Genomic DNA, 12,869 nt, shown 5'->3' on the forward strand with positions numbered 1-12,869 from the left:
GCGCCACCCATATGTCAGCGGGCAGACCGACAGGTCCCGCGTCTCCAACAGAAAGGCGGCCCGTGCGCATTCTCGGAATCAACGCGGTATTCCACGACCCTGCTGCCGCCCTGGTCGTCGACGGAGAAATCGTCGCGGCGGCCGAGGAAGAGCGGTTCACCCGGCGCAAACACGGTAAGCGGCCGGTGCCGTTCTCGGCGTGGGAGGTGCCCGGGCAAGCGGCCGCATGGTGCCTGGAACGCGCGGGATTACGTCCTGATCAGCTCGACGCGGTGGGCTATTCCTATGACCCGAATCTGGTCGATCATTCGCTCGGCGGTCTCGATCAGAACAGCGAACCGACCAGGACGGACTACGCGTTCCGCGCGCCCGCATTCCTCGCCGCCGCCTTGCCCGGCCTGGATCCCTCGATCGTGCGCTTCGTACGACATCATCTGGCTCATGCCGCGTCCGCGGCTCTCGCGGCCCCTTTCGGCGACTCCGCGGTCCTGGTGGCCGACGGGCGCGGCGAAAGCCATTCCTATCTCGCCGGAGAATATCGGGACGGCAAATTCGTCGAATTGGCGTCACAGCGGCTGCCGCACTCGCTCGGGCTGATGTACGAGGGGCTCACCGAGCATCTCGGATTCACCCGGTCGAGCGACGAATACAAGGTGATGGCTCTCGCCTCCTACGGCACGCCCCGCTTCCTCGACCGATTCCGCGAACTGCTGTATTCCGTCCGGGACGGCGGTTTCCACACCGAACAGGTGTACTGGGAGGAATTCGCTCCCGCCGTGACCGGCGGTGCGCTCGGCCGGGACCATGCCGACCTCGCCGCGAGTGTCCAGCGGCGGCTCGAGGACGTGTTGCTGGAACTCAGCTCCTGGCTGCATCGCCAGACCGGACAGCAGAACCTCACGCTGGCCGGTGGCATCGCGCTGAACTGCGTGGCCAACAGCCGGCTGCACGCCGAAGGCCCCTACCAACGGATCTGGGTGCAGCCGGCAGCCGGTGACGCGGGCACCGCGCTGGGCGCCGCACTGCAATTGGCGGCCGAGTTCGGTGAGCGAGTCACCCCGATGCGGGGGGCCGCCCTCGGCCGCGAGTGGACCGACCAGGAACTGGAGGCCATTCTCCGTACGGCGAAGGTCAAATACACCAGATCCGAGGACATCGCGGCCGAAGTGGCGCAAGCGCTCGCGGACGACCACGTGGTGGCCTGGTTCCAGGGCCGCGCCGAATTCGGCCCACGCGCCCTCGGGCACCGCTCGCTGCTGGCGCATCCCGGCCGGTCGGCGAATCTCGAACGCCTCAACGAGGTGAAGGGGCGCGAACAGTTCCGGCCGCTCGCACCTATGGTGCTCACCGACCGAGCGTCAGAGATCTTCGGACGCGGACCGTTGCCGAGCCCCTACATGCTTTTCGTCCACGACGTGGATCCGGCGTGGCGGGAGCGGATCCCGGCCGTGACGCATGTGGACGGCACCGCCAGGGTGCAGACCGTCGATCCCGCGGACAACCCGGTCCTGGCGCGGATGCTGTCGGAGTTCGACAAGCGCACGGGGTTGCCCGTGGTGATCAACACGAGCTTGAACACCGCGGGCAGGCCGATGGTCGACTCGCCACGCGACGCCCTCGAGTGCTTCGGTTCCGCCCCGATCGATCTGCTCGCCCTCGGCTCGTTCGTGGTCCGCCGCTCATGAACGGCCACCCCGTGGACTACAGCATCGTGATCCCGACTACCGGCCGGGAAAGCCTCCGCCTGCTGCTCGAGTCGCTCGCCGCCGCGTCGGGTCCGAAGCCACGGGAAATCATCGTGGTGGACGATCGGCCACAGGGCGGGGAGCTGACGCTGCCCGAGACAGCGCCTCCGGCGCGGATCATCCGGTCGGGTGGCCGCGGACCCGCCGCGGCGCGCAACGCGGGGTGGCGGCACGCCGCGGGCACGTGGATCGCCTTCCTCGACGACGACGTGATCACCGCGCCGGATTGGCCCGCCCGCCTGGCCGACGACCTGCGCGATCTGGACCAGCACACCGCGGCGTCCACGGCCCGCATCGAGGTTCCGCTGCCGAGGCACCGGCGACCGACCGACGCGGAGCGCGCCACGGCACGGCTGGCCACGGCGCGATGGATCACCGCGGACATGGCCTACCGCAGGTCCGCGCTGGTCGCGGTCGGCGGCTTCGACGAACGGTTCCCGAGGGCCTTTCGAGAGGACGCCGACCTCGCGCTTCGGGTCTGCCTGGCGGGATACGCCATCGCGTCCGGAAACCGGCTCACGCGCCACCCGGTCCGCGAATCGGGGCCCATGGCGAGTGTGCGAGCGCAACGCGGAAACGCCGACAACGCCTTGCTGCGGCGCAAGTACGGCGCCCGATGGCGCCGGCGCATCGGCGAAGACCAGGGACTCCTGCCCCGCCACGCGCTCACCACGGCCGCGGGCGCGGCGGCCATGGCGCTCGGCATCGCGGGCCGTCACCGGTCCGCGGTCCTGCTCGCGGCGGCATGGACGGCGCTGACCGGTGCGTTCGCCGCGCGCCGGATCGCGCCGGGGCCCCGCACACCGGCGGAGATCGGCCGGATGACGGTGACCAGCGCGCTCATACCACCGGCCGCGTGCTGGCACCGACTGCGCGGTGAGTTGCGCCACCGGAACGCGACCCACAACTCGCCCTTGGCGTTGTTGTTCGACCGGGACGACACCCTCATCATCGATATCCCCTACCTCGCCGATCCCGGCCGAGTGCAACCGGTGCCGGGGGCGGTCGACGCGCTGCGGAAGCTGCGCGCGGCCGGCGTCCAGCTCGGCGTCGTGAGCAACCAGTCCGGTGTCGCCCGAGGGCTGATCAGTCCCGAACAGCTCGCCGCGGTCAACTCCCGGGTCGAGGAGCTGCTCGGACCGTTCGCGACCTGGCAGGTGTGCGTGCACGGCGAGGACGACGGCTGCGCATGCCACAAACCCGAGCCCGGCATGATTCGGCAGGCCGCCGCGGACCTCGGCGTCGACGTCGGCAGGTGCGTGGTCATCGGCGACACCGGCGCGGATGTGACCGCCGCGATGAGCGCGGGCGCACGCGCGATCCTGGTGCCCACCGCGAGAACTCGGCCCGAAGAGGTGCATCGCGCGCGTCGCGACGCGACCGTGGCGCAAGATTTGGCCGAAGCCGTACGACTGGCGATGGCGGGCGCGCCATGACAGACCGGGCGCTGGTGGCACGCATGGACAACTTCGGCGATGTGCTGCTGGCCGGTCCGTGCGTGCGCGCGATGGCGGCGCACGTCGATTCGGTGACGCTGCTGACCGGACCTCGCGGCCGCGCCGCCGGTGACCTCTTGCCCGGTGTGCACCAGGTCTCGAACTGGTGCGCTCCCTGGATCGACCCGGAGCCGCCCCAGGTCACCTCGGCGGACACCACCGCGTTCATCGAGCGGATACGCGCTCTCGAGGTGGATCTGGCGTTGATTCTCACCTCTTTCCACCAGTCCCCACTGCCGCTGGCGCTCCTGCTCAGGATGGCCGGAGTCCCCTGGATCGGCGCCATCTCCGAGGACTACCCCGGTTCGCTGCTGGACCTGCGTCATCGCGTCCACGGCGATCCGCCCGAAGCGGAACGCGCGCTGTCGCTGGCGCAGGCGGCGGGTTTCCGGCTGCCGCCCGGCGACGACGGGAAACTCGCCGTCCGGCAACCGTTGCCGAAGGTCGGTGGTCTCACCGGCGAACCGGGGTACGTGGTGGTCCATCCGGCCGCGTCGGTCCCGGCGCGGCAGCCGTCGTCCTCCCGTTCCGCGGCCATCGTCGCCGCGCTGACCGCCGCCGGACACCGGGTGATCGTGACCGGCGACCGATCCGACCGACCGCTCACCCACGCGGTCGCCGGTAGGCACGCCATCGATCTCGGCGGAGCCACCACGCTGCCCGAGCTCGCCGCCGTGCTCCGCGACGCGAGCGTGGTGGTGGCGCCCAATACCGGGCCCGCGCACCTCGCCGCGGCCGTCGGGACGCCCGTGGTCTCGCTCTTCGCACCGGTCGTGCCCGCCGAGCGATGGGCTCCCTACGGCGTGCCGGTGGCCATGCTCGGTGACCAACGTGCCCCTTGCCGCGGCAGCAGGGCGCGCGAGTGCCCGGTGCCAGGGCACCCGTGCCTCGATTCGATCACCCCGGAGCAGGTCGTCACGGTGGCGGAAGAACTCGGTGCTGGCAGGTGTGAGCGTCTGCGGACAGGAGGTGCGCGGTGATCGAGGAGCATTTCGCGGCTTTGGCCACGGCACTGGAGCGCACCAGTCGCTTCGCACCGAATATCCGCAGGTGGGGACGGGAACTGGCGACCGTGCTCGACAACGGTGGCCGGTTGCTCGCGTGCGGCAACGGTGGCAGCGCGGCCGAAGCCCAGCACCTGACCGGGGAACTGGTCGGCCGCTTCCGCAACGAGCGGCGCCCGTTCTCGGCGATCGCCCTGCACGCCGACACCTCGGCGGGCACCGCGATCGTGAACGACTACGGCGGAATCGAACTGTTCGCGCGGCAGGTTCGCGCGCACGGCAGGCCCGACGACGTGCTCATCCTGCTGTCCACGAGTGGCACCAGCCCCAACGTGGTGGCCGCGGCGAAGGCGGCGCACGACATCGGCGTCACCACCTGGGCCATGACCGGCCCCGCGCCCAATCCGCTTGCGGCACTGTGCGATGACGCCGTAGCCGTGGAGGCGGCCGCCACTGCCACCGTGCAGGAAGTGCATCTGGTCTTGGTGCATGCCCTGTGCTCGGCACTCGACGACGCGCTGGGGGTACCGACGTGAAGCCGTTGGTCGTGGTCGGCGACAGTATTCTCGACGTCGACATCGAGGGCGTCGCCGACCGGTTGTCCCCCGAAGCGCCGGTGCCCGTGGTGGACGTCGAACGCCGGTGGGTACGTCCCGGCGGGGCCGGTCTGGCCGCCGCGCTGGCCGCGCAGGCGGTCGCGGACGTCTCCCTCATCACCTCGACGACCGACGACCGGGATGGCCACACCCTCGCGCGGCTGCTGGGCCGGGACGTTCGAGTCGTCACGATGCCGCTGCGAGGCGAGACGGTACGCAAGACCCGCATCCGCGCCGCCGGTCAGTCCCTGCTTCGGCTGGACACCGGCGACGGGACGGCGGATGGCGGCCAGCTGAGCGCTTCGGTCACCAGGGCCCTGCGGGCGGCAGGCGCGATCCTCGTCGCCGACTACGGCCGAGGCGTCGCCGCGCATCCGCAGATCCGGCACATGCTGACCGAACTGGCCCGGTCGGTACCGGTGGTGTGGGATCCGCACCCCCGCGGCCCCGCCCCGACGCCGGGTGCCTCGCTGGTTACGCCGAATCTGAAGGAGGCGCGCCACTTCGCACCGGGATATGTCGAAGCCGACGAATTGGCGAAAGTACTCCGTGACGAGTGGGCCGCGGATTCGGTCGCGGTCACCACCGGTTCGGCCGGGGCGGTGCTGGCCAACGGGAAGCGTCTCACCGTGGTGCCGGTGCCCGCCGACATACGGATCGCCGGGCGCGCCGGTACCGACACTTGCGGCGCCGGCGACCGATTCGCCTCGGCGGCGACCGCCGCACTGTGCCACGGGTCCACGGTGGCCGAGGCGGTGTCGCACGCCGTGGACGCGGCGGCCAGGTTCGTCGCGGCGGGCGGCGCGGCCACGTTGTCCATCTGCGACAGCACCGCTGCCGCGGAGTCGGACACCACGGAAACGGACGGGTCGGCGTTCGAGGTGGCGGCGAGAGTGCGGGCGGCGGGCGGCAGGCTCGTTGCCACCGGAGGCTGTTTCGACCTGCTGCACCCCGGCCATGTGAGCCTGCTGCGCCGGGCTAGGGCCATGGGCGACGCGCTGGTGGTCTGCCTCAACTCCGATGCGTCGGTGCGGCGTCTGAAAGGTCCGCACCGCCCGATCGTCCCCGCGCGCGATCGTGCCCTGCTGCTCATCGCCTTGTCCTCGGTGGACGCCGTCGTCGTGTTCGACGAATCCGCACCGAGCGCACTGCTGGACCGCCTTCGCCCCGATGTGTGGGTCAAGGGCGGCGACTACACCGGCGTCGACCTCCCCGAAGCCGCGGTGGTCCGCGGTTACGGCGGCGAGATCGCGCTGATCCCGACTGTTCGCGGTTATTCGACAACACAACTGGTCGCCGCGACCCAGGCCCGCGGCTGACACGACGTAAGGAGCGCGATGCGAACCCTCGGCAATGTCTTGATCACCGGTGGCGCTTCCGGGCTCGGCGCGGCGGTCACCGCCGCTGTCCGCGAAAACGGGGGCCGCCCCTATGTGATCGACCGGGTGGAGCCGGAGACGCCCGTCGACTTCGTGTGTGCCGATCTCGCCGACACCTTCGCCGCCGAACAAGCCGTGCGCGAACTCGTCGAACGCGCCGGTGGCCGGATCGACGGCGTGTTCACCGCCGCGGGAATCGACGCGTGCGGTCCCCTGGACGAGGTGCCCACGAAGAAGTGGGAGTACGTGGTCCAGGTCAACCTGCTCGGCACAGCCGCTGTCATCCGCGCAGCCCTTCCGTCCCTGCGGGAGAGCCGGGGCACGGTGGTGACCTGCGCTTCCACCCTGGGAATCAAGGCCGTCGGTGACGCGACCGCCTATTGCGCCTCCAAATTCGGTGTCGTCGGCTTCACCCGGGCGCTCGCCGCCGAAACCGCCGGCAGCGTCGGGGTGACCTTGCTGATCCCGGGCGGAATGCACACCGCGTTCTTCGACGACCGCGACGAGCAGTACAAGCCGCCGCCCGACGCGAAACTCAACCGGCCCCGGGACGTCGCCGACGCGGTGATCTTCGCGCTGCGGCAGCCGCCGGGCTGCGAGGTCAGAGAGATGGTCGTGTGCGCCTCGGAAGAGGGCTCGTGGCCCTGAGCCACCCCGTTCTCGTGCTCCGCGCACTCGGGCTCGGTGACCTCCTCACCATCGTGCCCGCCCTGCGCGGGCTGAGAAACGCCTACCCGGACGACCGGGTGGTACTGGCCGCGCCGGAAGCGCTCCGCGATCTGGTCGGTCTCATCGACGCGGTGGACGAACTGCTGCCGACCGCGGGACTGGGTGCGCTCCGATGGCACGGCGCGCCGCCGAAGCTGGCGGTGAATTTGCACGGCAGTGGTCCGGAAAGCATCCGGGACCTCGTGGCGGCACGTCCCGGCACTGTGCTGAGCCACCACCATCCCGATTTCCCCGATCTGCCCGGCCCCGAGTGGCACGACGACATGCACGAGGTGGATCGCTGGTGCCGGCTGCTGCGATTCGGACGCATCGACGCCGATCCCACCGCCCTGCTGCTGCCCGTGCCACCGGAGCCCGCCCCCGAGTCGAACGTGGTCGTGCTGCATCCCGGCGCGGCCTATCCCGCACGTCGCTGGCCGTCCGAACGCTTCGCCCGAGTGGCGCGGGAACTCGGCGCCGACGGCCACCGCGTGGTGATCACCGGTACGCGCGGCGAGATCCCCTTGGCGAACGCCGTCGCCGAACAAGCCGGACTAGCGCCTTCGGCGGTGTACGCGGGACGCACCGGCCTGGCCCAACTCGCCGCGCTGGTGGCCGGCGCGGCACTGGTCGTGTGCGGCGACACCGGCGTAGGGCATCTCGCCACCGCCTTCGGCACCCCGTCGGTGCTGCTGTTCGGCCCCACGCCGCCGCATCGCTGGGGACCGCCCGCCGCCGCGAAACACCATGTGCCGCTGTGGGCCGGGGCGGTGGGCGATCCGCATTCCGACCATGCGGATCCCGGGCTGCTCCTGCTGCGACCCGAGCATGTGCTCACCGCCGCGGCCGGGCTGCTCGGCGAGAAGGTGCGCCATGGGTAGTCGCGTCGGTGTGGTCGGTGCCGGTTACGTGGGGCTCACCAGTGCCGCCTGTCTCGCCCACTGGGGACACCATGTGGTCTGTGTCGACAACGACCGGGCCAAAATCGCGGAACTTCGCGCGGGCACCGTCTCGATCGCCGAGCCGGGCTTGGCGGAACTGGTTCGGGAAGGGCTCTCGGAGAACCGGCTCGTCTTCACACCGAACCCCGGCGAGTTGCACCGATGCGAAGTGGTTCTGCTGTGCCTGCCCACGCCGATGGGCACCAGCGGAACGGCCGACCTGGGTGTGATCGAGGAGGCGCTCGCGACGTTGTCCACCGTCCTGGCGCCGGATTGCGTGCTGGTCACCAAGTCCACCGTCCCGGTGGGGACGGCCGCGCGGATCCCCGCCCGGCCCGGTCTCGCGGGCACGCCGGTCGTCAGCAACCCCGAATTCCTCCGGGAGGGCCACGCGGTCGAGGACTTCCTGCGCCCCGGCCGAATCCTCATCGGCGCGGCCGACGCCGACCGGGAGGCAGCCGACCGCGTCGCGGCACTGTACGTCGCAACGGGCGCGCCGGTACTGCGATCGGACCCGGCCAGCGCGGAACTGGCCAAGTACGCCAGCAACGCCTTCCTCTCGGTCAAGCTCTCGTTCGTGAACACCTTGGCAGAACTATGCGAACGGGTCGGCGCCGATATCACGAAGGTCACCGACGCGATGGGAATGGACGACCGGATCGGGCCGGCCTTTCTCGCGCCGGGCCCCGGTTGGGGCGGATCGTGCCTGCCCAAGGACACGCGCGCGCTCCTGCGGGCCGCGGAGGCATCCGGGGTGGACTTCGCCGTAATCCGTGGTGCCCTGCGCGCCAACGACCGTCAACAGGCGATGGTGCTGCGCAAGATCCGCCGCGCTGTCACCGGCACGGTCGACGGCTCGCTGTCGGGGACGCGGATCGGCGTGCTCGGTCTCGCGTTCAAAGCCGGGACGGGAGACCTGCGCGACTCGCCCGCCCTCGCGGTCGCACGGCAGCTCACGAGGCACGACGCCACGGTCACCGCCTACGATCCGTGTGTCCCGGCGGGCACCCCCGGCCTCGACGGCGTTCGGGTGGTGGACGACCCGTACCTGGTGGCCAAGGACGCCGGTGCGCTCGTAATCCTCACCGAGTGGCCCGAGTTCCGTTCGCTCGACTGGGCGAAATTCGCGACCGTCGTCGACCGGCCCGTCGTCGTGGACACCCGCAACCTGCTCGACGAGCACCTGCTGAGCGGCACCGGCTTCACCTTGCTCGGCACCGGCGTTTCTCTTCGAGGCGGACGGATCTGAACGGTGCGTCGGCACGCCGCTCCTCCGACCCGGACGGCCACAGCTCCAGCACTCGTACCCCAGGCGCCCCGAAGACCGCGGCGGTGATGTGGGGATCGAGGGCGGTCAGCTGTGGCCCGATTCTCGTGCCCAACGTGATGCCGCCGTAGCCCATCGGCGCGTCCGCGCCTGCCGCATTTCTAGAGCACGCTGCCGGGCTCCTTCGCGGCGCCAGATATCGGTTCGGTAACCCCCGTCGCCATTCCGGCCTCGCGAATCCGATGCGGGCCGCACCGCCCGTCCGGGGCCTGACCGAGGTCACAGCGACGTTCCGGCGAAATATCACGGTTCGGTCACGCCGGATCGCTCGTTCGGCCGGAGCAGGACCGGCCTTCCCTGGAACTGACATTAGGGTCACACTGTCGGTAACCGATAGTTAGCCTCATGAACGTCGTAGAGCGGCTGTAGTGCCCGCCTCACGCGATGTCTCGGCCGCCGGTAACGGTGATCGAGCGTCCTGTTCCATATCGAATCGCTACCTCGGTCGATCGGAGCGTCGGCCCGGAGAACGTATGGCTATTCCAGCGTCCATGTCCGACCCCTTCGATACGGCCGGTACCGGTGTTCCCCCCGCCACCCGATCGAGCCGGAGTGCCACCGCGGACCCGGCGCGGTCCGCACGCGGCTTCGACGAGCAACTCGCGCCGCTGAGAATCCCGGCGCTGGTCCTGGGCGCCCTGATGATCTGCCTGGGACTGCTGGCGCTGCTGCCGTTACGGGCATGGCTGCACGACTACGGCGCATGGCTGGTGATCGCCGCTTACCTGCAATACCTGGGCGTTGCGGCGACCTTGGAGATCTGGGGTCTGCGCATGACCGCGAAAGGCGGCCGCGCCAGGTGATATGCGGCGAGGCGAGCACGTCATGTGCGGGCGCGTACGCCAGATAGGCCCGACCACGTTCGTCACCGGCGAGGGGATCAGCGGTTCCCGAGGTACCGCCTTCGACTGCGGCCGGATCGTTCGAGCGGCGCTTGGACGACAGGCTTCGCTACGGCTAGGACTGCATCGGCGACGACGCTTCCACCAGGGCTTGCCTTGACATCGGCGGCAAGGTTTACCGTTGCGACGCCGGGGTGGTGCGGAGGTCGCCGGTAGGAGGGTGCGACCGCATGCGACCGCTCCGCTCTCCGTCCGAAGGTCTCTACCGATAGATCCGCGCCGACGCGCGCGCAAAGGATTGTCTGTGAAATTCGCGATCAGTTACAGCACGCCGTTCAACGGAACCGATCCCGACCGGCTCGTCACGTTTGCCCAGCATGCCGAGAAGTATGGATTCGAGGCGTTGTATCTACAGGATCACATCGCGCTGTATCCCGGTGCGTCCTACGGGGCCGGAGAACTGCCGCCGGAATCGCCCTACTTCGATCCGCTGGATTGCCTGAGCTTCGTCGCCGCGGCCACGCGACGGCTGCTGCTCGGCACCGGTGTCCTGTTGCTGCCCTACCGCCATCCGGTGGTGCTGGCCAAACGCTTGGCCACCATCGACGTCTTGTCCGCGGGACGCATGCGGCTGCTCACCGTCGGACTCGGCGCCCTGCCGGGCGAGGCGCGGGCGATGGGAGTGGACTTCCACACCCGCGGTCGCCGCGCCGACGAGGCGATCGACGTGCTGCGGCTGCTGTGGTCGGGCGGCCCCGAGGGCGTCGACCATCATGGTGAGTTCTATGCCTTCGACAAGCTCTGCAGCTACCCCAAACCACTGGGGACAACCGAGCTTCCGATCCATGTGGGCGGGTCCAGCCGAGCTGCCGCGCGCCGCGCCGGTCGACGGGGCGACGGCTACTTCGCGGGTGGCATGCTCGACGACGCCGAGCGTGATCTGCAGATCGAACTGGCCCGCAAGGCGGCCGCCGAAGCGGGCCGTGATCCGGCCGCTCTCGAGTACACCCGCTGGGGCTCGGCCGATCTGTCGGTCGAACAGGTCCGGCAGCTCGAAGATCGAGGAGTGACGCGGATCGTCGTCAACCTGGCCCCGGGGACGGCCGATGAACAACACGGCCGAATGTCGGAATTCGCCGGACGATTCGATCTCACGAGGGGTTAGTTCGTATCTCGAAGGTGGGGCACCGAACCGGCCAACTCCGGCGGCCGTCCGGCGAAGGCCTCCCCACCATGTCATCGACCCCAGTGGCGCGGGTGCGGCCGCGCGAGTTGCGCAACGAATCACCTGCTCGTCGGCTAGGAAGTAAGTGGTTATTCACAAGAGGGTCATGGGCGAGTCCACCCGGGAGCGGATCATCGCCGAAGCCCTGCGGATCGACCGGTGACACGCCGCATACCTGATCGGTGCCGCAGGCAGGCCACGAAGCGGACATTCCGGCTACCATCTGGCAAATGTACGTGCAGCGATGGTTCCCTGCCGGTGATCCGCATCCCTCGACCTGGTCCGCAGCGGCCCGGAGCCGGCAGGCCGCCCGCGTCACCCGGACAAGTCGTCAGGACCGGTTTTCCCAGACCTGACAAGTTCGGCGCTCCGGAGCCGCTGCGGCGCGACCTAGGATGATCTTCCCGATCCCGAGCACGGTGGGCCGCGAACGCGGAGGGAACGACATGCTCTCGACGACGAACGAATCGGAATTCTTCGGTCATCGAACCGAAAGAAAGAGGAGGGATGCGGGTGGGCTCGGCAGCGCGATCTGGGAAGCAGCGGGTTGTTCGTGGTCGGCTGAGAAAGACCGGCGCTGTCATGGCGACAGCTGTGCTCATGGCGTCGATCGGGGCGACCGTGGCGACAGCCGCGCCGATCCACGCACCCATAGCGCGCGCACCGGTGGGCGGATACACGGAGCTATCCGTGCCATCCAGCATGGGGCCGATCAAAGTGCAGGTCCAGTGGGCGGCCCGCGGCGGGAGCGCGGCGCTCTATGTGCTCGACGGCCTGCGTGCCCCGGCCGATCACAGTCAGTGGACGACCGATACCGACGCCCTGCGCCAGTTCGCGGACGACAATGTCACAGTGGTGTTCCCGGTCGGTGGCCACTCGAGCTTCTACACCGACTGGTACCGATCCAGTAGCACCAACGGTCAAGCGGCGACGTACAAATGGGAAACCTTCCTCACGAAGGAACTGCCTGCCTACTTGCAGGGATACGGCGTGTCGCGCACCAACAACGCCATCGTCGGCGCCTCCATGGGCGGCAACGCCGCGCTGACGCTGGCCGCCTTCCACCGCAACCAGTTCAAGTTCGCCGGATCCTTCTCCGGATTCCTGCACCCGACATTCCCGCTCTGGAACGAAGCGATGCGCGCCGCCATGTGGGATGAGGGCAACTTCAACGTCGACGACATGTGGGGTCCGGCCGGGGACCCTGCCTGGAGCCGCAACGATGCCACCGAACAGGCGGAATTGCTGCGCGGACTGCCGATTTACGTGTCGAGCGGCAACGGCCTGCCCGGCCCGCTCGATGTGCCGTTCGGATTCGGGAACACCGTCAACGCGATGGGGCTCGAGACGATGACGATCACTTCCGCCCAGATGTTCCGCGATCGGCTCGCGGAACTCGGCATCACCGCCCGCATCGACATCATCGACGGAACGCACACCTGGCCCTACTGGCAGCAAGCGCTCGCGACGGCGCGTCCGATGATCCTCGATACGCTCGGCGCGCACTGAAGGCGGTGGCCATCGGGTCGCGCAGCGGGACAACGGTCCGGAAAGCAGCACCGCCGGGTCCCTGGCGTGTGAGAGCGGCGGGAACGGAAATAATGTG

Annotated in this window: 11 protein-coding genes; all 11 read left to right on the plus strand. The window is 69.6% G+C overall.

The genetic code is table 11. The features are described from left to right. The first annotated feature begins 62 nt into the window (after positions 1-62). The 11 genes from ACZ6DL_RS17405 (at position 63) to ACZ6DL_RS17455 (ending at position 12,772) form a co-directional block, all read left to right on the plus strand. On the plus strand, positions 63-1,685 hold the full coding sequence (locus ACZ6DL_RS17405) for a carbamoyltransferase family protein (protein ID WP_466052177.1): 1,623 nt from the start codon (positions 63-65) through the stop codon (positions 1,683-1,685). Then, on the plus strand, positions 1,682-3,181 hold the full coding sequence (locus tag ACZ6DL_RS17410) for an HAD-IIIA family hydrolase (RefSeq protein WP_466052179.1): 1,500 nt from the start codon (positions 1,682-1,684) through the stop codon (positions 3,179-3,181). Before ACZ6DL_RS17405 ends, ACZ6DL_RS17410 begins: the two co-directional genes overlap by 4 nt. Further along, positions 3,178-4,221 carry a glycosyltransferase family 9 protein gene (locus ACZ6DL_RS17415; RefSeq protein ID WP_466052181.1) on the plus strand — a complete coding sequence of 348 codons (1,044 nt, stop codon included), beginning with the start codon at positions 3,178-3,180 and terminating at the stop codon, positions 4,219-4,221. The genes ACZ6DL_RS17410 and ACZ6DL_RS17415 overlap by 4 nt, the downstream gene beginning before the upstream one ends. After that, positions 4,218-4,781, plus strand: coding sequence for a D-sedoheptulose-7-phosphate isomerase (locus ACZ6DL_RS17420; protein ID WP_466052183.1), 564 nt, complete (start codon positions 4,218-4,220; stop codon positions 4,779-4,781). Before ACZ6DL_RS17415 ends, ACZ6DL_RS17420 begins: the two co-directional genes overlap by 4 nt. After that, positions 4,778-6,160, plus strand: a complete 1,383-nt coding sequence (gene rfaE2, locus ACZ6DL_RS17425) for a D-glycero-beta-D-manno-heptose 1-phosphate adenylyltransferase (protein ID WP_466052185.1) — start codon at positions 4,778-4,780, stop codon at positions 6,158-6,160. Before ACZ6DL_RS17420 ends, rfaE2 begins: the two co-directional genes overlap by 4 nt. Before the next feature lie 18 nt (positions 6,161-6,178). Beyond that, the gene (locus ACZ6DL_RS17430; protein WP_466052187.1) at positions 6,179-6,868 is read left to right on the plus strand and encodes an SDR family oxidoreductase; all 690 of its coding nucleotides are present in this window, start codon (positions 6,179-6,181) and stop codon (positions 6,866-6,868) included. Beyond that, complete coding sequence (locus ACZ6DL_RS17435) at positions 6,859-7,809, plus strand: glycosyltransferase family 9 protein (protein WP_466052189.1); 951 nt, start codon at positions 6,859-6,861, stop codon at positions 7,807-7,809. The genes ACZ6DL_RS17430 and ACZ6DL_RS17435 overlap by 10 nt, the downstream gene beginning before the upstream one ends. Next, the gene (locus ACZ6DL_RS17440; protein ID WP_466052191.1) at positions 7,802-9,118 is read left to right on the plus strand and encodes a UDP-glucose dehydrogenase family protein; all 1,317 of its coding nucleotides are present in this window, start codon (positions 7,802-7,804) and stop codon (positions 9,116-9,118) included. The genes ACZ6DL_RS17435 and ACZ6DL_RS17440 overlap by 8 nt, the downstream gene beginning before the upstream one ends. A 551-nt stretch (positions 9,119-9,669) precedes the next feature. Continuing rightward, positions 9,670-9,999, plus strand: a complete 330-nt coding sequence (locus ACZ6DL_RS17445; RefSeq protein ID WP_466052193.1) for a hypothetical protein — start codon at positions 9,670-9,672, stop codon at positions 9,997-9,999. A 343-nt stretch (positions 10,000-10,342) separates the two neighbouring features. After that, positions 10,343-11,203 (plus strand): TIGR03619 family F420-dependent LLM class oxidoreductase, encoded by an 861-nt coding sequence (locus tag ACZ6DL_RS17450; RefSeq protein WP_466052195.1) that lies wholly within the window; start codon positions 10,343-10,345, stop codon positions 11,201-11,203. Positions 11,204-11,770: 567 nt separating this feature from the next. Further along, on the plus strand, positions 11,771-12,772 hold the full coding sequence (locus ACZ6DL_RS17455) for an alpha/beta hydrolase (protein WP_466052197.1): 1,002 nt from the start codon (positions 11,771-11,773) through the stop codon (positions 12,770-12,772). Positions 12,773-12,869 lie beyond the last annotated feature (97 nt).

The organism is Nocardia sp. NPDC041819 (assembly GCF_055590505.1).

Bases quoted from the DNA above. Each gene is read 5' to 3' on its own strand.
- ACZ6DL_RS17410 (WP_466052179.1), top strand. From the start codon at position 1,682: ATGAACGGCCACCCCGTGGACTACAGCATCGTGATCCCGACTACCGGC.
- ACZ6DL_RS17440 (WP_466052191.1), top strand. From the start codon at position 7,802: ATGGGTAGTCGCGTCGGTGTGGTCGGTGCCGGTTACGTGGGGCTCACC.
- ACZ6DL_RS17455 (WP_466052197.1), top strand. From the start codon at position 11,771: ATGCGGGTGGGCTCGGCAGCGCGATCTGGGAAGCAGCGGGTTGTTCGT.
- ACZ6DL_RS17445 (WP_466052193.1), top strand. From the start codon at position 9,670: ATGGCTATTCCAGCGTCCATGTCCGACCCCTTCGATACGGCCGGTACC.
- ACZ6DL_RS17430 (WP_466052187.1), top strand. From the start codon at position 6,179: ATGCGAACCCTCGGCAATGTCTTGATCACCGGTGGCGCTTCCGGGCTC.
- ACZ6DL_RS17415 (WP_466052181.1), top strand. From the start codon at position 3,178: ATGACAGACCGGGCGCTGGTGGCACGCATGGACAACTTCGGCGATGTG.